The sequence below is a fragment of the Rhizobium sp. 01T417 genome (assembly GCF_056398905.1).
Window position 1 is genome coordinate 150823 of the sequence record NZ_JBFTQH010000006.1, and the last position, 20725, is coordinate 171547.

General features: G+C 59.7%; 16 protein-coding genes. 4 read left to right on the plus strand and 12 right to left on the minus strand.

The features are described 5' to 3' along the window. Positions 1–14: 14 nt before the first annotated feature. The 3 genes from AC1DPR_RS09115 to aptA all read right to left on the minus strand — a co-directional run bounded on the left by AC1DPR_RS09115 (position 15) and on the right by aptA (position 4128). A complete protein-coding gene (locus AC1DPR_RS09115) occupies positions 15–1811 on the minus strand; it encodes a PAS domain S-box protein (protein WP_477816169.1) in 1797 nt (598 codons plus the stop codon). Between the two features lie 117 nt (positions 1812–1928). Further along, a complete protein-coding gene (locus tag AC1DPR_RS09120; protein ID WP_062369055.1) occupies positions 1929–2606 on the minus strand; it encodes a dimethylsulfonioproprionate lyase family protein in 678 nt (225 codons plus the stop codon). 187 nt (positions 2607–2793) lie between these two features. Further along, a complete protein-coding gene (aptA, locus tag AC1DPR_RS09125) occupies positions 2794–4128 on the minus strand; it encodes an omega-aminotransferase AptA (protein WP_477816170.1) in 1335 nt (444 codons plus the stop codon). Between the two features lie 142 nt (positions 4129–4270). On the opposite strand from aptA, the gene AC1DPR_RS09130 reads away from it, so the two are divergent. Continuing rightward, positions 4271–4819, plus strand: coding sequence for a cupin domain-containing protein (locus AC1DPR_RS09130; protein ID WP_018856086.1), 549 nt, complete (start codon positions 4271–4273; stop codon positions 4817–4819). Between the two features lie 5 nt (positions 4820–4824). Here AC1DPR_RS09130 and AC1DPR_RS09135 read toward each other — a convergent pair whose 3' ends face one another. The 6 genes from AC1DPR_RS09135 to AC1DPR_RS09160 all read right to left on the minus strand — a co-directional run bounded on the left by AC1DPR_RS09135 (position 4825) and on the right by AC1DPR_RS09160 (position 12541). Further along, positions 4825–5610, minus strand: a complete 786-nt coding sequence (locus AC1DPR_RS09135; RefSeq protein WP_477816171.1) for a pyrroline-5-carboxylate reductase — start codon at positions 5608–5610, stop codon at positions 4825–4827. 112 nt (positions 5611–5722) lie between these two features. Further along, positions 5723–6265: a hypothetical protein gene (locus AC1DPR_RS09140; RefSeq protein ID WP_018856088.1), complete on the minus strand. Its 543-nt coding sequence runs from the start codon at positions 6263–6265 to the stop codon at positions 5723–5725. Between the two features lie 22 nt (positions 6266–6287). Then, on the minus strand, positions 6288–7466 hold the full coding sequence (locus tag AC1DPR_RS09145; RefSeq protein WP_018856089.1) for a gluzincin family metallopeptidase: 1179 nt from the start codon (positions 7464–7466) through the stop codon (positions 6288–6290). Between the two features lie 40 nt (positions 7467–7506). Then, on the minus strand, positions 7507–8262 hold the full coding sequence (locus AC1DPR_RS09150; protein WP_477816172.1) for a TfuA-like protein: 756 nt from the start codon (positions 8260–8262) through the stop codon (positions 7507–7509). 9 nt (positions 8263–8271) lie between these two features. Beyond that, positions 8272–9486 (minus strand): YcaO-like family protein, encoded by a 1215-nt coding sequence (locus tag AC1DPR_RS09155; RefSeq protein WP_477816173.1) that lies wholly within the window; start codon positions 9484–9486, stop codon positions 8272–8274. Continuing rightward, positions 9470–12541, minus strand: a complete 3072-nt coding sequence (locus AC1DPR_RS09160) for an AAA family ATPase (protein ID WP_477816174.1) — start codon at positions 12539–12541, stop codon at positions 9470–9472. The genes AC1DPR_RS09155 and AC1DPR_RS09160 overlap by 17 nt, the downstream gene beginning before the upstream one ends. Positions 12542–12763: 222 nt before the next feature. Between AC1DPR_RS09160 and AC1DPR_RS09165 the strand changes: the two genes are divergently transcribed. The 3 genes from AC1DPR_RS09165 (at position 12764) to AC1DPR_RS09175 (ending at position 15309) form a co-directional block, all read left to right on the plus strand. After that, positions 12764–13354, plus strand: coding sequence for a DedA family protein (locus tag AC1DPR_RS09165; protein WP_018856093.1), 591 nt, complete (start codon positions 12764–12766; stop codon positions 13352–13354). Between the two features lie 286 nt (positions 13355–13640). Further along, positions 13641–14948, plus strand: a complete 1308-nt coding sequence (locus tag AC1DPR_RS09170; RefSeq protein WP_018856095.1) for a hemolysin family protein — start codon at positions 13641–13643, stop codon at positions 14946–14948. Between the two features lie 76 nt (positions 14949–15024). Continuing rightward, positions 15025–15309 (plus strand): DUF1236 domain-containing protein, encoded by a 285-nt coding sequence (locus AC1DPR_RS09175; protein WP_018856096.1) that lies wholly within the window; start codon positions 15025–15027, stop codon positions 15307–15309. A 132-nt stretch (positions 15310–15441) separates the two neighbouring features. On the opposite strand, the gene fhuB is transcribed toward AC1DPR_RS09175, so the two are convergent. The 3 genes from fhuB to AC1DPR_RS09190 form a co-directional block, all read right to left on the minus strand. Next, complete coding sequence (gene fhuB / locus AC1DPR_RS09180; RefSeq protein ID WP_477816175.1) at positions 15442–17505, minus strand: Fe(3+)-hydroxamate ABC transporter permease FhuB; 2064 nt, start codon at positions 17503–17505, stop codon at positions 15442–15444. After that, entirely contained in the window at positions 17432–18319 is an 888-nt protein-coding gene (locus AC1DPR_RS09185) for an ABC transporter substrate-binding protein (protein WP_477816176.1), read from the minus strand. The genes fhuB and AC1DPR_RS09185 overlap by 74 nt, the downstream gene beginning before the upstream one ends. Positions 18320–18380: 61 nt before the next feature. After that, complete coding sequence (locus AC1DPR_RS09190) at positions 18381–20540, minus strand: TonB-dependent siderophore receptor (RefSeq protein WP_477816177.1); 2160 nt, start codon at positions 20538–20540, stop codon at positions 18381–18383. Positions 20541–20725: the final 185 nt, after the last annotated feature.

Consider the following 20725-nt stretch of genomic DNA (forward strand, 5'->3'; position numbering starts at 1 on the left):
GGCGGTGTTCGCCACTACGGCGCTGGATCGCTCGAACGATCATGATCCCATCCGGCGCCGACAGCGGCGTCGACCTCGCAGATGACGCCGGCTGGGTCGTAGCTGATCGTTACGTCACCCTTCAACTCGGCCGCCAGCAGGTTTTCGATCAGGCGCGAGCCGAAGCCTTTTCGCGATGGAGGAGTAACGGCCGGCCCCCCCATTTCCTGCCAGCGCAACCTCAGCCTGTTATCGCCGCCAAGCGACCATTCAATCGTAACGTGGCCTTCCGGTGCGGACAAGGCACCATACTTGGCTGCATTCGTCGCCAATTCATGCAGAGCCAGCGAGATTGACACAACCGCCCGCGGCGCCAGTTGGATGCTCGGGCCCGAGATCAAAAACCTGTCACGCTGATAGTGAGACAGAGACTGCTTGATGACGGCTTCCAGTTCGGCCTGCTCCCAGTTGCCGTGTGTCAGGAGATCATGTGCCTTGGCCATCGAGGCCAGTCTGGCCTCGAAAGCGTCCACGCCGGCCCGGGTTGCCTCCTCGCGTCCGAGCGTCTGTCGCGCAATCGCCATCACGGTCGCGAGTACGTTCTTCACACGATGGTTCAGTTCGCCCACAAGAACTGTCTGGAGCCGCTCGGCCTCCTTTCGGGCGCTGATGTCGTGCGCTATTTTTGAGGCCCCGACAATCCTGCCATAGGCGTCGAAAATAGGCGAAACGCTGAGCAGGACGTCGACAAGCCCGCCATCCTTGCGGCGGCGCTTGGTCTCATAGGGCTCTACCTTCCGGCCGGCACTGACCTGCCTGATGATCGCAGGCTCCTCTTCAATCCTGTCATCGGGAACCAGAATGATGACCGAGCGGCCGATCGCTTCCTCAGCTGAATAGCCATAGAGCTTCTCCGCTCCGATATTCCAGCTCGTGATCCTCATGTTCAGGTCGGTGCCGAGAATGGCATCGTCGGACGAAGCAATGATCGCGGCAAGGCGGCGTTCAACCTCCTGGGCCCGCTTGCGTTCGGTGATATCGACGACAACCGCTGCGGTTTGCCGTATCTCTCCATTCTTGTCGCGAAGAGGCGAGACGGAACTCGCTACCCATACGAGGCTGCCATCCTTGCGAACGTAGCGTTTCTCAATGTCGAAGCTTTCGCCGGTTTCCACCATCCTCCTGAACGATTGGACATAGTTGTCCAGATCCTTGGGAAAGGTGATGTCCTGCACTCGCATCTTCAGAAGCTCGGCTTCCGTGTATCCGACGATGTCGCAGAAACGGCTGTTGACCAAGAGCAGACGGCCCGCGAGATCAGACTGGCCTATGCCTGCGGCCGTTTGTGAGAATATGGCACGAAACCGCTCCTCGCTCTCCCGCAACGCGGTCTCGAACCTGACGCGTTCAGTGGTCTCGCTGACGATGCAGAAGACGCCGCCGACCTTTCCCGCTTCGTCCCTGATCGGTGAATAGGAGATGTCGAAGTGAACAGTCTCAGGATAGCCGTGTCGCTCGATATAGAATGGGCGGTCCTTGGCAACCACTGTCTCTCCGTGATCAAGAACACGTCGAAGGAGCGGTTCCAGATCGCTCCACAATTCGCTCCAGTGCTCGCGGGCGGGACGGCCGAGCGCCTTAGGATGCTTGCGCCCGATTGTAGGGGCATAGGCGTCATTATAGAGAGCGATGAAATCCCGGCCCCAGAATATGACGATCTGCGCCTTGGCGGGCAGCATGATGTCGACGGCCGATTTCAATCCGGCCGGCCACGAGGAAAAGGGGCCGATGCCGCTTGCTTCCCAGTCGCGGTCGTAAATGCGACCGGCCATCTCGCCGGATCCGGAATATGTGTCGCTGCTGCGCAGGGGTTTGTCCTCTCTAGAGTGCCCTTGTAATTCAAAGGTTTGGCGCGCAGACGTCAAGAGGCAATGCAAGAGGGCAGTCAGTTATCGTTCGACATGGCACCAGGCGGCYAGAAGCGGACGTGCGGTGCACCGCATCGCGACATTGTGCCCCGCTTCGTTGAAAAAAATCGAACCGATGGAACCGCGCTGCCAGCCCTTGTCATCGCAGGAGAACTCGCAATCGGATAGCGCCAGAAAAACCCGGGAGCGATACTGTATGTGGTCAGGGAAACGGCTGTAAGGCGCCATGATCGTGAGGCCGAGAGCCACGTCGCTCCGCTCTTCCACGCCGGATATGCCGGCCACGACCGCATGCGCATGCGTATGTTCTATGTTGATGCTGGCAAACGGGCCGGTTTTGCTCGCAACCCATTCGAGGCTCTTGGCGACGTCGTTGATGGCCGCAGCGACCTCTGCGAAAGGCTCACCCGTCAAAGCCAAATTGCGCAGCGCAAACTGCAATTGCGGAGCCAGGGGCAGCGAGGTGGCCGGTTTGTTTGCGATGGCGCCCGGTTCCTGGAGCAGGTGGAATACCTTCCCCGCGACAAATTTCTCCATGAATGGAGCAGCGTCGGACAGCATGATGTTTCCCAGCGCGCCGATCAGGCGTTGCACGGCGACAGGCCTGCGGGCGCGGCTCACTGGATAGTCGCCACTGGCAGCCCTGGTCCCACGATGCAGAAGGAGATCTGCTTCCCTTCTCAACCGGGGTTTCGACATCGGTATGGAACGCTCCTTGATCACATGAGGCGATCCTTATCCCGGCCGGATCAAAAAGCAAACCGTTCGAAGCACCATTTCCGAACATGTTGACCGCGGCCGCATGCGCTTGGCAGGAATCCTCACCCCAATGCCTTGCGTTTCTGCTCGGCGGTTGACCGCCAAACAGAAACGCGCCGAGCCGGTCCTATTCTGCTCGTTTCAGGGCATCTCCCAGAATCGAGACGATATTTCCGATTTCGCCGCTCTCAATGATCAGCGGCGGGGAAAGCGCGATCGTATCGCCCGTGACACGGATCAACAGCCCCTTCTGGAAGCAGTCGACGAAGACGTCATAGGCGCGCGCACCAGGCGCGCCGTCGCGGGATGCAAGTTCGATTGCGCCGACGAGCCCGAGGTTGCGGATGTCGACGACATGCCTCAGTCCCTTCAAGGAGTGAAGAGCCTCCTGCCAGGTGTCGGTCAAGGAGGCGGCACGGGTCAGCAGGCCTTCCTCCTCGTAGATCTCCAATGTGGCAATGCCGGCAGCACTGGCAACCGGGTGACCGGAATAGGTATAGCCGTGGAAGAGTTCGATCTGGCTCTCGGGCCCCACCATCAAGGCGTCGTACACTTTACGGCGCGCAAAGACCGCTCCCATCGGAATGGCGCCGTTCGTCAGACCCTTGGCGGTGGTGACAAGATCGGGAACAACACCGAAATAGTCGGTCGCAAATGGTGTCCCAAGCCGGCCAAAGCCGGTGATGACCTCGTCGAAGATCAGGAGGATGCCATGCTTGTCGGCAATAGCGCGCAGACGCTCCAGATACCCCTTCGGCGGCAGGATGACGCCAGCGGATCCAGACATCGGCTCGACGATGACGGCGGCGATCGTTTCTGCGCCATGCAGCGCAACCAGCCGCTCCAGATCGTCGGCCAGCTCGACCCCATGTTGCGGGAGCCCCTTGGAGAAACCATTTCGCTCGATGTCGAGGGTATGGCGCATATGGTCGGCCGGTATCTGCGGGAAGACGCGGCGGTTGTTGACGAGACCGCCGACCGAGATGCCGCCGAAGCCGACGCCGTGATATCCCTTCTCGCGACCGATGATGCGGGTGCGGGTGCCCTGGCCGATGGCGCGCTGGTAGGCGATCGCAATCTTCAACGCCGTATCGACCGATTCCGAGCCGGAGCCGGTGAAGAACACGCGATCGAGTTTTGCGCTTAAGCCACCCGGCGCGATCCTTGCGAGCCTTTCGGCAAAGTCGAAGGCGACGGGATGGCCCATCTGAAAGGTCGGGGCAAAGTCCATCGTCTGCAGCTGGCGAGCAACGGCATCCGCGATGCGCTGGCGACCGTGGCCGGCATTGACGCACCAGAGGCCAGCCGTGCCGTCCAGCACCTTGTTTCCATCAATATCCGTGTAATACATGCCTTCGGCTGAGGCGAGCAGCCGGGGTGCGGTCTTGAATTGGCGGTTTGCCGTAAACGGCATCCAGAAATTATCGAGGGAAGGCCGGTTGGAAATGCTGATCTGGTCCACCGCTATAGTCTCCATTGTGCGTGGCGACATGTTGGGTGATTTGCGCCGATGGACAAGTCCTTTTCTTTGTTCATGTAAACGCTTGAAATCTATGGCTATGCGTTGAATATGTTCGATATTCGCAACAGGTGAAACGCGCCCTATGTCCGTCGATATCGGCAACCGCCTTCGTCATCTGAGGATGATGCATAATTTCTCTCAACGCGAACTGGCAAAGCGGGCCGGTGTCACGAATTCAACGATCTCGTTGATCGAGTCGAACTCCTCCAACCCTTCCGTCGGGGCACTGAAGCGTATTCTTGACGGCATCCCCATCGGTCTGGCGGAGTTTTTTGCCTTCGAACCGGAGCGGCCGCGAAAGGCATTCTACGCGGCAGAGGAGCTCGTCGAGATCGGCAAGGGGCCTATCTCCTATCGTCAGGTTGGAGAAAGCCTGTTCGGGCGCAGCCTGCAGATCCTGAAGGAGTGCTACCAGCCGGGCTCCGACACCGGCAAGGTCCCCCTCGTTCACGAGGGGGAAGAGGGCGGTATCGTTCTTTCCGGACGGCTCGAAGTGACTGTTGACGACGAGCGGCGGATCCTTGGGCCGGGCGATGCCTATTATTTCGAAAGCCGGCGACCGCACCGGTTCCGATGCGTCGGGCCGATTGCATGCGAGGTCATCAGCGCCTGCACACCGCCGACATTCTAGACCGTTCAGGCTTTGGCGCCCTGTATTCGCGCCAGGACGCGGTCAAGCGCCAGGATCAGTGCATCGCGCCCGCCGTTTTTCTCGAAGTCGGACAGCACCTGTTCGTTGAGGCCGCCCTTCGTCGCAAACTCGCTGCTGAGTTCTTTAAGCGGAACGGTTTTCGAGCGCTGCGCAGTCTGCGTGAGATTGGTAAACAGCGGCGCGATATAGGCGCGTCCCTTGCCTTTGGTGAGGCCACGTTCTTCCAGCCACGCGGCCGAAATGTCCATGATTCCGAGGACGGTCGACATCAGGGAGCTGGCCGCCGCCAAGAGGTCGTACTCCTCCTTGGTCTCGCATTCGACCGCGGTACCCATAACGGAAAAGAGCGCCGCAATGCGAGAATCCGGCGGAAAAACGGCCGTCACGCCTTCGCGGTCGGCGACAAAAGGCAGTGGAATGGCCTGGACGAGGTGAACATCAGCCCCGATCCATTCAAGAAGTGTCTTGCGATCGGTCGCTGCAATGACGCTGAGAACGGATTGACCCTTTCGGAACGTCAGTCCGCCGAGAACCTCCTTCGCAATTTGCGGGCGCACGGCAAGGACAACCACGTCGCTTGCGTCGATGACGCCCTGATTGTCGGCGGCAACCGAGACTTCCGCAAAGTCGGCAGCCAGTCGCTGGGCGATCTCGGCGTTGCGAGGCGAAATGGTCACCCGTGCGACGGCGGCAGGCTCGGCCAGCAGGCCTCTGACCATGGCGTCGCTGATGGCCCCGGTTCCGATGAAGCCGATTTTCTCTGTCTGCACGCCACTTCTCCCCCTGTTGCGTGGTCAGGCCGGACACTGCCCGCACAGCGCAATAGCGTTCCGCGAGCCAGGTGACAAGGCAGGCGGGCTGCTCGGAGAACCGATGTCGTGGTTACTCCCGCGCCCGCATGGGTGCCAGCGACATGGAATGTGAATAGGCTTGCGGCGATCTGTTTCCGGGCATGTTTTCATCGAGTACGAGCGTCTTGAGGTCGTCCGTCCTGACATCGAGGGTAACGACACTCTGCCTTTTGTCCAGCTGCCAGACGAGGTAGCCAAGGGCCGGCGAGTAACCGCAATCACAGCCACAATCGTCATACGCAATGGGTTTTGGCTTCTCCGGAAGCAGCATGATCAGCGGTTTTGGCATCTTGTAGCAGTGCCCTTCGTAGGCGTAGCCGTAGATAACGCCAATGCTCTTGAGATAGCCTTTGCAGGGGTCACCAAAGTCGACCCACGGCAGCCCCAGTGCTATCGGCAGGCAGATTGCCTCATGATCATGCCGCAGCGAAATGTTCACACCCGCTTTCGCCTTTTCGGCGTCTTTGGCATCGACTTTGACGCTGTCTGTCGCTGGGCGTCCATATAGTCGCACCTCGCTCGGGTCGTAAGGGCCGGACGTTCCGACGTTTGGATTTCTGCAGCAATCGCTCATGGTCCTCTCCTTTCGGGTTGCCTCAATAGGTGATTTCACGCCATGCAAAACTTGCCCTGAAAGCTTCCGCCACTGCACCATCGGCGGCATCAAGGATCGACCCTGCGGCCTGGTTGAATGTCAAAGTCCGAGCGTCGAGGCTCTTCAGTGAAATGGCGAGCGCACGTCCGACGTCGTCCCTCGCCTTCTCCAAAGCCAGCTGAAAATAAAGGGGTCTTGTGCGAAAAGATTGCGCCGTCAGTTCGCGGAAGTGATCAAACTCGTCAAGTGTCAGATGGCGCAGATCCACCTCGAGAAGCCGCCGTTCGGCAGAACCGTTGGCCACGAGATTGCGATGGTAGAGTTCAACGATAGTGTCGAAGACGGCGCCGACGAAAGGCAGCGCGCGGTCGTGCGGGTCGCGTGTGACTTCCGACATGCGCCTGAAGTTGGTCGCGAGGCGAATCTGGGTTTCCGGGCTGGTTTCGGCGAAGCGATTGAGCTCGTTGTAGAGCAGCAGATCTCCCTTTGTCCTTCGCAGCAACCGGTCGATGGCGGAATCGAAGGAGAGAAAAGAGATCAGCGATACACAGTCGGAAAAGCCCTCAGAGAAGGGAAAGAACTCGCTCTCGCGGGAGGCTCCGACCGGAACGCCTATTTCCGAGAAGATGATCAGGTGGCCGACCTCATGGGCGATCGCATCGAAATTCAGCGCGTAAGGTCTTGGTGTTCCACCGACATCCGAGCGTCCAAGTTCCAGGAAGCCATAGCCTGCCTGGGCGTTGTCCCACTCGACCAAGGGAATGATCTCCAGTCTCGGAAAGGTGGCATCGAAAAACCACTGAACCCGATGACCGAGGTAACTCTGCCAGATTTCGAGCACACGATGGATGCAGGCATAGGCATGAACGCCGAGATAAGGTCGCGATAGCGGATCTAGGCTGTCGAAATGGCCGTCAGGGCCCGCATGCACTGGTGGACGGCTGATGCCGTTAAAGGGTGGCAGGCGCGAATAGCCGTAGGGCTGCTTACTGTAGAGCGGATCAGCCACATACATGCGGGCGTCGCTCGGCCCAGGGAAAATCTCGTTGGGTAGAATCGACAGCCAGACGCGATCTGGCTGCTCATAGCCTGGGATGAACGGAGGCTGAGGAAAAATCCAGAATCGAGTTCCCGTGCCGGCCTCGGTAGAGGCCGTCATAACATGCGGGTGCAAATCCATGTTGGTCTCGCCCCATATGTAGAAACAACTTTACGTTTATTTAGTAAATATTAATTAGATCAGTGTCAATATTGGTTGCTTCGAGATCGCGAATGAAAGTATTCGTTGCAACCCAGGCTTCAGCTGGGCGCCGGCCGGAAAATCTCTCAGACAAATCTGGCGCGAATTTAAGTGCCGCTAGTGCGTCAATACCCTTCTGTCGGACGATTTGATGACGCAATCGGCCGATTTCTTCTCGCGGCCACCCCTCTGCGCGAAGTATCTTATCAATGGATCGATCGCGAAAATTCATTCGCCGGGCAGTTGCGGTAAGGCGGTCGCGTTGAGCGGCGCTTATATGGCCGAGCCGCATCAGATGGGAAAACGTTCTTTGCAGATCGATCAATGCATCTGTCACCGGCGGGAACCCCAATTCGGCCGGCCCCGACTGAACGGCGACGGCATCGTCTGGGGTCAGCACCCAGCGCCTGTACCACCGGAAGATCAATCCGACGCCGATCATGCCGTATGGACCCAACTCCGCAGCCCGAAGCGCTCCCATGCTTGCTGCTCCGATCACGACGATCCCTTGCGCCAGCGCCCATAAAATCTCCTTGTGCCGGACCGATGGGCGGTCTTCGAACTGCCCGTCGATGATGACCATCGCTCTTGGACGAAATGCATGGGCGGCAAGCAGGATGTCGCCCTGTGCCACCGGCTGCAGGTAAACGGCGTCAAGTGCAGCCTGAGCCTCAGGCAGTCGCAGTGTCGGCCCCAGAAAAACCAGTATCGGTCCCGTTAGATCTGCCACACTCATTTTGACCTCCTAGCGCACGACGTTGAACGGGCGGGCTCGGGGCATCAGCATCCTGACGCAACGAACGGGCCCGTCTGGATGCGAACCCAACGGAACCGCAAGAACGGGTCCAAGCTCGGTGTCTTCGACGCGGTCGAGGAGATCCTGGAGGCTCGAAATAGGAGGGGCCTCAACGATTTGCGTGAAAGAAACTGGATTGAGTATGAGCTGCCGGGCCTTTGCAACAATGCTGTCGACGCGCTTGTGATAGTGTCGCGTCGTCTGATCGTCGCGGGCGCCTGAGATGGCTCCGGCACGGGCCGCCAGCGCCTCGCACAAGGCATTTTCTGCCGCCTCGGCGAGGTCTTTCCCAGCCGAATAACCTTCCGTCGGCAATGCGAGCACGGGATGGCCGCCACCGAGCTCGATCGTCTGGCACCAGACGACGCTAACGCCAGTCGGGGAGGGGGCATGCCAGAACCCGGCCGATATATTGTGTTCCGCAAGAAGACCGGTCAGGTGATTAACGGCGGGACCGAGGCTCTCGGGGGAAAGCCGGTATCTGTCGAAGAAGCCGTGCCTGTCGAACGCCCGGGCAATTGCGTCGCGTTCTATACACTCGAAGAGCGCATGCGCAGTCGCTTGATGCCAGGTTGAATGGCAGGCAAGCCCGGTGGTGGTGCGCAGGAAGAGCCCGTCGAAATCCGGGGGCGGATCCGTATAGCGTGTGTGCACGAGTTCAAGAGGAACCATTTGGCTGTGTCGGAGGCAAAGGTCATGGCCCATGATCCAGAGGGTTGGTTTCGACCGCCAGGCCGATGTTGCGTGGTCGTCAAGCTGACGATCGAAGAGGCCCTCCGGGATGGCGAGCTCATCGGCGCTTCCAAGGACGGCGCTGGTGGCGGGAACCAACTCGGCGTAATGGCGCTCAAGTGTCTCCATGATCGCGCCGATGGCAGCAAGAGCCATGGATCGGCCGCGGCCAAGCGAGGTCACCTCGGAAAGGGCTGCTGGACGGATTGCCTGGACCGTGGGAAGCCCCAACCGGTCAAGGCCGGTGAGGTCTGCGACGCGTGTTATTCCTGCATGCCGGCAGATTGGCAGGAGCCTTCGCAGGTACTCACCTGGCGGATCGACCTCGGCCCGGCCCAACGATGCCCCCCGGTTGGCGGTGACCTCTGCCGCAAACTCGTCCAGGAGGTCGCCCCCTGAAATGGCGCCGTTGGGTTCATCGGTCGACAACAAGGCCAAGCTCCTCGAGCGACTGCCTTATTCTGTCCTGGAGTGCGGCCGCCCCCTGGGTTTGGGCCATCTCTGCAGCAAGATGCAAATCTTCCATGACGAGCTCGCGCATCGCGCCGGAGCGGGCGCGCAGCATGGCCCGAACGCGGAACAACTCCGCGAGCCAATAGGCGTGACCTGTTTCCCTTGCTTTGACGATCGCCTGGCTGGCGACCTCGATGGCGCGATCGACCTTACCGTCAAGGCCGAGCATTGCAGCCTGCATCGAGAGATAGATCGGTAGGTCGACGACCGTGCCGAGCTCTCCCAAAAGGTCAAATCCCTTGCAGAACCTCTCATAACCGCCTGCGACGTTTCCAAGATGTGCTTCGGCCCATCCGCCGAAAAGGAGCGAAAGTCCGGCCAAGGATTGCATTTCATGCTGTCTGGAAAATTCAGACATCTCTTCCGAGATGGCTGTCAAGCGTTTGTAATCATTGCGATAGAATGCCGCGACAGCCTCCACGTCGAGAGAGTGTGCTTTGCTCGGCAGGTGGGAAATGCCATTCACGAACTGGATCATCTCTTTCAGTACGCGGTCTGATTCATGCGTTTGGCCTGTCAGCCACAGCGAGTGGGCCAGTTGGCCCAGGCCACAGGCACAGGCATCGTGCCCACCGTAGATGGTTCGCGCTTCGGTCGCCCTTTGTGTGTCGTAGAGAGCCAGGCCTTCCCGCACAGCATTCTGCGTTTCCCTGTGACGTCCGAGGTTGAAGTCGATCGCCCAGATGCAATGGTTCATCTGCAGGCGTACCTCCGGGTCCCGGATGCCTGCCAGCATGACCTGAACCTCCATGGCGCGTTCGTGCATCGTCAAAAAATCGGAACCCGTCAGCCACCAGCCCCAGTAGATTGGAAACCATCGCGACTTCTCTTCCAGCGGTTGTCGATTGGCGATTTCCACCCCATCTTCGTAAAGCTTTCGCGCTGGCGGCGAATTCAGGCCGATTGTCCCGGTAAGCACTGGTCCCAATGCAATGACGGCCGATAGCCGCAGCCGATCAACCCGCTCGTTCATGCCGAGCTCGTCGCAGATTGAGAGGCCATGCTCGAGATGATGGCGAGCTTCGACCAGGGCCGACCGACGCGCGGCCTCCTGACCGGCCGTAATGAACAGTTCCACGGCGGTCTCCTTGAGACCCGCACGTTCCGCATGCTCGGCACGCGCACCGCCATCGATCCACGGTGCGATCGTGGGGTCTTCGGTCAGTGCGTCGAAGAGGCGGCGATGAAGCGCCTGGCTTTGTCGCCGCAACAGCAGTTTGTATATCGTCTCCTGGATCAGTGAATGGCGAAAGCCATAGGTAACGGCTCCGCCGGCTCGCACATGCGTTACGAAGCCGGTGTTACACAGTGTATCCGCCGCGTTTGCCAGCGCTTTCCTGTCATAGTCGGGAAGCAGAGTCTGAAGGAGCGACAAGGTAAAGCGGGAGCCGGCAACGGCTCCGGCGCGTGCCACGTCTCTAATTGGGCCGAGATTGCCGAGCCGTGCTTCGAGGATCTCTTCAAATGTCGAGATATGTGCCGACGATCCGCTTTCCGGGATCGTGACACCCGTAATCGTGGTCTCGGACATCCATTGGCATATCTGCTCGATGAAAAGCGGCACGCCGCCCGAGATCCGTTCGGTTACCTCGACCAGGTCTTCAAACTCCGCCACTCTGTGCTGTGGCCAGTTGCGCTCGATTGCAAGCCTCGTCTGGTCTGCATCGAGAGGGTTCAGAGGCAGTCGCGATGGACGGGCGTCCTCGGGCCATTCCATGGTCGCCTCAGGGCGTGTGGTCGCAATCAGGAGGATCGGTAGCCCCAGGATGGCGCGGGCCGCCTCAATCAAGAACTCTCGAGAAGTCGGATCTATCCAGTGAACATCCTCGACGACAAAGAGAAGGGGACCGTTTTCACAGAGTGCCTGCATCGCCTTCGGGATTGCTTGTCGCGCTCTCTCCCGGATCAGTCTGGGATTGCTGCCGGCGAGGTTTTCGCTGCGCCCCTCGGCTCCGAGCAGATAGGAGAAGAGCTCGACGATGTCATTGTCCCGTATGCCGTGGCGGCGAAACCGGCTGGCGACTGCGGATGCCGTCAATTTCGTCTGTCCACCCGTCTCGGGCATGCCGGTAAGGCTGTTGGCCAAAGGATGCAGCGTCGAGTGAAAGCCGCCGGGCACGCATTGGAAGAAGAAGGATTTCGATCGCTCTGCACGGGTCAGTCTGCGGAACTCATGCAGAAGGCGTGATTTTCCAATGCCGGCGTCCCCCTCGATAATGACAGTCTGTCCGTTTCCGGCAACGACGCTTTTCCACGCTTTCGATAGCGTGCTGAGCTCCTCTATGCGGCCCACGAAAGGATTGCCGAGCCTCCCGAAGGCATAGAACCTGTCCACTTCATTCTTATGACCGAGTGCGCGCCATGCTCGTTCCGGTGCCTCGAACCCCTTGAGGTTCCAGATGCCCTCGAAGGAGAACGCATGCGAGCGGCCCGCCAGCCTGCTGGTTTCGTCAGACACGAAGACTGTATTGGGAGCAGCGACGGTCTCAAGACGGGTGGCGAGCGCAAGTGCCACTCCGACAACAGGCTCATGGGTCCAGCTTTGCTTCTGAGGCTCCTGAACAAGGGCAACGGAGGTGGCAATGCCGACACGAACTTGCAGATCCGAACGACCGGCCGTCTCCCCGACGCGCCTGCAGGTCTCGATGATTTGCAAGCCCGCACGGATAGCAAGGGAAGCGGCATCCCGCGCTCCGATATCAATCGGAAACAAGGCGAGCCCGCCATCACCAGTCTCCACCCGAAGTACGCCCGATTGGGCGACGATTGATTTGTTGGCGGCTGCCTGAAACGCGGATATCAACTCGCGATAATCTTCGAGATCCATGCGGTGGAAGAGTTCCGTTGAATCGACCAGATCGTAGCAAAGCGCCGTAACGATGCGCCGCTCGATCGCGCTGGATACGGCCTCTGGCTTCCTCCGGACGTTTCCGGCCGGTGGTTTTCTGGCGCCATTCGGATCTTTGTCCTGCATCGCGCTTCCCCCAAGCCGCTAGGCCAAAGCCGCCTGCTGACGAGGCTAACACATTCTTGGCGTGTTGCGTGAGTGTGTCGTTGTACTCAGGGCAACTACTTTCGCAACAAACCGGGGAAATGGCAGCTTGGCGCTCTTCACGCCTAGCATACGCCTGCAGACGTTGCTGCACGACGCAATTCAGGGCAGATTGCGGGTTGTTGGGCGGCCGGAGGCTAGGCATTGCTGGAGAGGCTGATTGGCGAATACGGCGTCTTGGCCGTTTTTATCGGGGCCGGTGTCGAAGGGGAAACGGCAGCGTTTCTGGGTGGTGTCCTCGCTCATCGGCAGCTTGTTCCATACTGGCAGGTCGCTCTGGCCGCGTGTCTCGGATCCTTTGCTGCAGACCAGTTCTTCTTCTTGTCAGGTCGCTACGCCACCAAGTGGTCCTATGTTCAAAAGCTGCTGGAATCGGGACCGATCGCGAGAGTGACGAAGCTCCTCGAAGCGCATCCGACAGGCTTTATCCTCGCCTTTCGCTTCATCTACGGCATGCGAACGATCAGCCCTGTTGCAATCGGCGTCTCGAACGTCTCGACGCGGAAGTTCATTATACTCAATGCGATCGCAGCGCTGATCTGGGGCGTCGCGATAACGGCGATTGGATTCCTGGCCGGACACGCCGTTGAGATATTGATCGGCCGGCTGGAACTTCATCTTCACGTGTTAATCGCGCTGGCTTTGGCTGCAATCCTCGTCGGGGTCAGTGCTTATGCGGTCAGGCGCGAAATGGCGCGACGCTCCGCGCGCTCGGGCACTTGGAGACGCGGGTGATGGTCTCAGCCGAAACGCTCGGCTTCGTCGAGCCGCGTGGACCGTGTCTCGGCGTCGGATCTGTTTTCGATGCTTCATACCACAGATGAAAGCCAGCCTTGGTGGCCTCAGGTTTCTGTGGCCAACGAACCACCTTTTGCGCACCTGCGGACCGGCGATCGGGGATTCTCCAATCCAGCGATCCCGGAATAAGCGAAGAAACCATCATTACGAGTGGCTTGCAGCTGGTGTTCTGTGGGAGAATGCCTATGTTTCCCGTAGTTTCTAAAATTACAGGGTTCCTTTTTTGCTTCTCGAAATTTCAATTGTTGCCATTCTCACCATCTTGAATGGCGTCCTTGCCATGTCGGAGCTCGCGGTCGTATCCTCGCGTCCCGCACGCCTCAAAGTGCTGGCCGACCAGGGAAGCCGTGGGGCCGCCATTGCCATCCGACTGGGCGAGGAGCCAGGGCGGTTCCTGTCGACCGTGCAGATCGGCATTACCCTCGTAGGCGTGCTGTCCGGTGCGTTCTCAGGTGCGACGCTTGGTGCGAGACTGGCCGGCTGGCTCGGCACGCACGGCCTTTCACCGGCCGCTGCCGATGCGCTTGGGGTCGGCTCGGTCGTTGTCGCAATCACATACCTGTCGCTGATTGTCGGTGAGCTGGTGCCGAAGCAGATCGCGCTTCGCGCGCCGGAGACAGTGGCAAGCAAAGTCGCCCCGGCAATGATGTTCCTGTCTCGCCTGGCCGCCCCACTCGTCTGGTTCCTCGACGCTTCCGGTCGCATGATCCTTCGTGTTCTTGGTCAATCGGGCAAGTCCGCCGATATGGTCACCGACGAGGAAATCAAGACCGTCCTGGCAGAAGCGCAGAGCGCCGGTGTGATTGAGACGGAAGAGTCGGCGATGATTTCCGGTGTCATGAGGCTGGCGGACCGAAGTGCCAGAGCCTTGATGACGCCTCGCCGGGATGTCGAGGTGATCGACGTCGAGGACGGTTTCGATGAGATCCGAGATCAGCTCCGCGGGAGCGTTCAGGCGCGATTGCCGGTGCGAAGAAACAGCTCCGATGAGATCATCGGGGTGCTTTTGACCAAGGACTTCTACGACGCAATTGCCTCGTCCGGCTATGCCGACGTCGCCACGCTCACCAAGGAAGTGCCGATTGTGTCGGACTTGTCGGGCTCGCTTGATGTCATCCAGGCCATTCGTCGCTCACCCTGCCATATGGTGCTGGTCTATGACGAATACGGCCACTTCGAAGGCGTGATTACCTCTGGCGACATTCTGGAAGCAATCTTGGGCGCCGTTCAGGAGGACGCGTTTGGAGAGAAGGCCATCGTTCGCCGCCATGACGGCAGCTATCTGGTATCCGGCTGGACGCCGATCGACGAGTTTGCCGACTTCATGAGCTTCCAGGTCGAGAACGACCGGGAATATCAGACGGTTGCCGGACTCGTACTTGAGGAGATGAAGCACCTGCCGGAAGTGGGCGAAAGCTTTGTCATGAACGGCTGGCGATTCGAGGTCGTCGATCTTGACGGGCGCAGGATCGACAAGCTCCTCCTGACCGCCGAAGTGCCCCCAGGAGACGCCAGCCGAACGCTTCAATAATGCCGATCGGCTCTGCTCTTCGTGAGGGAACCTTCACGTGAAAGGGGAGTTCCCCTTTTCACACATGGAGGTAGATATGAAAGCTCTCATGACAGCGGCAATCACAGGACTTTTGTTGGCCGGTCCCGCTTCGGCTCAGACAACGGTCGTGACCGTGCCTGGCGAGGTGAGGACCTACATAACCGAACAAGAGGTTCCGTCAGTCGTTTATGATGGCGACATCGTCGTCGGGACGGAATTGCCGTCTTCGGTAGAAATCCACACCATCCCCAGCAGCGATGCATACGGTTACACCGTGGTCAACAAGCGACGTGTGATCGTTGATCCGCATACCCATCGCGTGATCGAAGTCATCAGGTAATCAATCGGTTGGCGAGGACGGTTGATATCGCGCTTGCACCCGGTGCATCGGCTTGCTGTAACGGAATGTAACCTTGGTCGGTGTGACCGAGTGCAAGTGATCTTCTTGGCACAGTTGGACCGCCGCAGCGACTTAGAATGAGGCAAGCGGTTCCTTTCGACCGAGAAGCCAAAGAAGATATGGCCCTCCGATCAGCGCGGCGAACAGGCCAACGGGCACCTGGTAGGGGTATATAATGACGCGGGATAACCAGTCGGCCAGTACCAGCAGACCGGCGCCGATCAGCATGGCTGCGAGCAGATGGTCGCGGCTCCGGTGAAAGCCGATCAGCCGCGACAAGTGGGGCGCGATCAGGCCGGTCAGGCTCAGCGGTCCAATGAGGAAGGAAGAGATCGCCGTCATTGTCGCGGCAAGTGCGGCAAGCAGAAGCCGTGTCGATGTGACACGAAGTCCGACACTGCGCGCCAGCCCCGCGCCAAGCGGCAGGATGGCGAACCAGCGCGTCATCAGGAAGAGCGGTGCTGCCAGAACAGCCAGTGAGATGATCGCGGTCCAGGCTTCGAACGTGCCGGCACGGTTGGTCGAGCCCGAAATCCAGGTCAGAAGCATGTAGCTTCGCATGTCTCCTTGCGAAAGCACCACGCTGATGATTGCAAGGCAAAAAGCGCTGATGGCGACGCCTGAAAGCAGCAGCACGTCCGCTGATAGGCCAGCGCGCCGCGCAATAGCGATCATGGCCAGGAACGAGACGAGTGCGCCAAGCGACATGCCGGCGATCATGATCGCCGGAGAAGGGAAGGCGAATACGAACAGCGTCACCGTCAGTCCAGCCCCGGCACCGGAAGAGACACCGAGCACTTCGGGGCTTGCGAGCGGGTTGCCGGTCACGCGCTGCATGACGAAGCCGGCCGCGCCGAGCATTGCGCCTGTTCCGGCGGCCACGACAATCCGCGGCAGCCTGAACGGCAAAAGATCTGAGAGTAGCGAGCCGACGGCAATTTGCCAGCCTCCATCGGTCGGTCCAACGACAAGAACAGCCAGGAAGACAACCAGAAGGGCGACGCCGAGGAGCAGAAGCGCCAATGCCCGTCGCGACAGACGTCGCGCGGTCCCGTTCGACGTTGACGTGGGCACCGCCCGCCCGTGCACGCGCGGGAGCAAAAACAACAGTAGAGGGCCACCGATGAGGGCGGTAGCAGCTCCTGTCGGCGCAAGGTCGGAAAAGCCGGGACCAAGCAACTGCGTCAGACAATCCGTCAGAAACAGCACAGCAGCACCGGCAAGGGGCGCGGTCGTCATCACCTGACGCGTCGTGCGAGCGCCGCAGAGCCGCGCAATCGCGGGTGCGGCAAGTCCGAGGAAACCGATGATGCCGACTGTGGCCGTAACGGAGGCCGAAAGCCATACGGCAATCATCAGGACCGCGAACCGTACGGCGTGCAGCGAAACGCCGAGACCCTTGGCGCTGGCATCGTCCAAGGCAAGCACATTGAGCGGCCTGAAGAGAAGCAGAGCGGCGAGCATGCCAGCAGCAAGCTGGGGTGCAAGCGAAGCCACGCCGGCCCAATCCTGCTGGTTGAGGGCACCGGCGCCCCAGATATGGATCGACATTGCATACTCACCCCGCGCCAGTATCAGCGTGACACTGAGCGAGGCTGCAACCATGCTGACGATCATGCCGCAGATTGCAACGGTGACCGGATCGAGACCGCGGCGCCAGCTCAAGGCGAGCACAAGGCCAACGGCGCAAAGGCCACCGGCGAAGGCGACAAGTTCGCGCGAGACGCCGGCCAGGATGGGCGAGAAGCTCAAACCAAGCGTCAGCGCCAGTTGTGCGCCAGAAGCGATACCGAGCGTCGAGGCGTCGGCTATCGGGTTGCGCAGAATGCGCTGCAGAAGTGCGCCTGCAAGGCCGAGTGCTGCGCCCGACACCAGCGCGATCGCAGCCCGCGGCATGAGGCTGCTCCAGAAAAGGATGGCATCAAGCGCCTTGGCTTGCTCGGGATCGCCAGGCACCTGAGGGCGCAAGATCAAAAGCAGGGCAAAAGCTGCAACGCATGCAAAGGCAAGCGCCAAGGCCGGGATGATCGCTTTGCGTGAATATATATGCGGTATGGAAAGGCTAGCCGTTTCGGACACGGGAAAATCCTTCGGCGAGAAAGTCAGCGAAGCGACTTGCGGCTGGAAGCGCGCCATAGGGGTTGACCGAACCGAAGGTCAGGACGCGGTTCTCCCGCACGGCCGGAAGAGCCTTCCAGAATGCACTTCCCGTGAGGGCTTCGAACGCGTCTTGCGGATGCGGCGGAATGAGGATGATCCATGCGTCCGGCGTGGATGCCAAGGTCTCGATGCCGACAGGTGCCGTAGCGGAGTAGCTTGTGGCACCGGCCCAGGCATTGGCAATGCCGACGCGCTGCAATACCTCGCCGAACATGCTGTCGGAACCGAACACCCGGTAGTGGCGGGCATCGCCGAGATTGATCGGCAGGACGGAACGTCCATCGCCGTTGGCGGCGAATTGAGACTTGTAGCGATCGAGTTTTGCCGCAACACCTTCCACCAGTTTTCCGGCCGCCGGGAGCGCCAGACGCTCTCCGATCGCGAGCGTTGCCTGTTCGGCCAGCCTGTACGGGCTCTTTCCCGGCATGTAAATCGCGTGGCTTTCGACCGTGGCGATACGGCTCATCAGCGCATCGGCCCAGGCGTAGAAGTTGGAATTGAAGATCACGTCGGGGCGCGCGAAGCGCAGGACCTCCAGGTTCGGCGTCCCGCGAAGTCCGAGGTCAACCACCGTATCAGGCACTTCAGGCGTTACGGCGACCTGTCGGAACTGGCGCAGTTCCGTTGCCGCGACCACATTGGCGCCGATCGCAAGCAGCGTTTCCAGGAGCGCCCAGTCGAGCGTGGCAACCCTCGGCTGGAACGGCTGACCTTGCGCTACGCCCCCGACAAGCGTGGCTGCTCCGGCCAGAAAGGTCCTGCGTGTGAGCCGTGCTGCGCTCAATTTCATCTCCAGTCAGTAAGGGAGGCCGAAGCCATGCCTCCCTGAAAGCAATCATTAGAACAACGGGTTACCAGGTCTTGCTCAACTTGAACCATACGGTGCGCGCGTCGCCGTAGCCGCAGGTGAATTCGCCGCCGCAGCCCTTCACATATTCCTTGTCGAAGAGGTTGGTGACGTTGACGGAGCCTTCCCAGCCTTCCTTCTTGTAGCGGATCGCCGCGTCAAACACGGTTGCATCAGGAACCTTCAACGTGTTCAGCCGATCTGCCCAGCTTTCGCCCTGGTAACGCACGCCGCCTCCGACGCTGACACCCTCCAATGCGCCCTGCGTTACGGTATAGTCGACCCACAGTCCGGCGGTCATATCGGGTACTAGATAGGGCTTCTTGCCAACATAGGCTGCGACAATGTCCTCCTTCACTTCGAGATCGGTGTAGGAGAACGAGCCGAGAAGCTTCCAATTGTCGTTGAGGTTGACCTTGGCCTCCAGCTCGATACCGCGGGATTCGACTTTGCCGATCTGATTGGCAAGGAAAGTCGCCGGGTCAGTCACGACGACGTTGCGACGGTTCAACTGGAAGAGCGAGGCCGTGAATGTGCCGTCGATAAAGGTCGGGTCGTACTTCAGGCCAATTTCGTACTGCTCGCCTTCTTCCGGTTCATTGTTCGGGGTGGCGCTCGGAGCGACCGTTGGATTGAAGAAGGTGCCCACGCTGGCGTAAGGCGTGAGACCATTGTCGAATTCGTAGGCGATGCCGATGCGACCGCTGGCCGCCGAGTTGTCGTAGCTATAGCTGCTATAGGTCGAACTGTAGGCCGTCGGGCGGTTGTCGGTGTCGGTTTTGACGAAATCGTAGCGCCCGTTGAGCGTAACGAGCCAGCCGTCGTCGAAGCGGATCTGGTCCTGGGCGTAGATGCCGAGCTGTTGCTGGGTGATCAGCTGGTTGCTGTAAATCCGGTTGATCGGCTGCGGGGCACCATAGACGGGGTTGACCGGGTCAATGGACGTGGCGAGCGTCGATGCCTGCACGTTGTCGAGCTGATAGTACTTGTAGTCGAGGCCGACCATGACCTCGTGATCGAGGGCGCCAGTCTGAAAGTCGCCTTCCAGATGGTTGTCGATTGCGAACGTGTCGACCTCGGAATGCCCTTCGAAGCCGAGACGATTGAGCTGGAAATAGCCCGGATCGAGAGGGTCCGTTGTATTGACATAGCCATAGGCGTAGGGTCCCACCTCGTATTTCTGGAGGTGGCCATAGCGGGCATTCGATGAGAACTTGATGCCGCTGTCGAACTCGTGTTCAAACTCGTAGCCCCCCATCTGCTGGTCATATCTGCCGGTATCGATGTCCGGTTCACCGGGGAAGAAGGCGCGATCGATCTTGCCAAATGGAGCATCGACCACGGTCCCGACATAGGGGAAAAATCCGTTGCCGACGTGAACCTGATTAAGCGCTCCCGCATAGGCCCAGGCTGTGAGCGTCGTGCCATCGTCGGGCGAGACGGTCACCTGCGGCATGACGAATCCGCGCAGGTCGTGGGAGAAGTCCGAATAGTTGTCGCCACCCGCGATCTTGCCGGTGAGGCGATAGGTTGCCGTGTCACTTTGGCCAAGCTTGTCCGATATATCGAAGCCGGTGAAGGCATTTCCGTCGGTGTTGATGCCTGCCTCGGTGTAGTAGAAGGGCTCGTCAGTGGGGCGTTTGCGGACATAATTCACGATGCCGCCAGCGTTGCCTCCGCCATAGAGCACCGATGCCGGACCCTTCAGCACCTCGACCCGCTCCAGCATGAAGGGATCGATCTGGAAGCCACCGAAGCCATAGGTAAAGAGCTGCAGTCCGTCGAGATAGACGCCAGTCTGCGTCGCGTCGAAACCGCGAATGTAAATCCAGTCGGTGTCGGCATCGACACCGAAAGGAGCAGCGGTGACACCGGGCGTATAGCGCAACGCCTCGTCGACCTTGTTGACGACGCCGCGGTCGTCCATTTCCTGCCTTCCGATGACGGACACAGCCTGCGGGATTTCGGTGAGCGGCGTGTCGGTCTTGGATCCCGTCGTCGTTTCCTTGGCGACGTAGCCCTTTACCGGCCCGATAGCGCCGTTGCCGACGCTCTGGCCCTGAACGACGATCGGCGCAAGCGCTGTATTGGCGCTCTCTGCCTGCGCAGCACCGGCGGCGCAAAGACCAATCATCGCTACGCTCGTGCCCAGAGCGCGTCGCATGCGCTGTAAACCTTTTACTTCATGCATTCCAAAGACCCCGCTCATGCTATTCGTCGGCGGCCGTTAGGCGTCCGCTTAATAAGATGAGCGATTAACTCAAATTTAATGGCCAGGCTTGGCGCGATCGGTGGCGATTGAATGATTTTGGGCGTTTCCAAAATTCGTGGGCAGATCTTTGCAAAAAT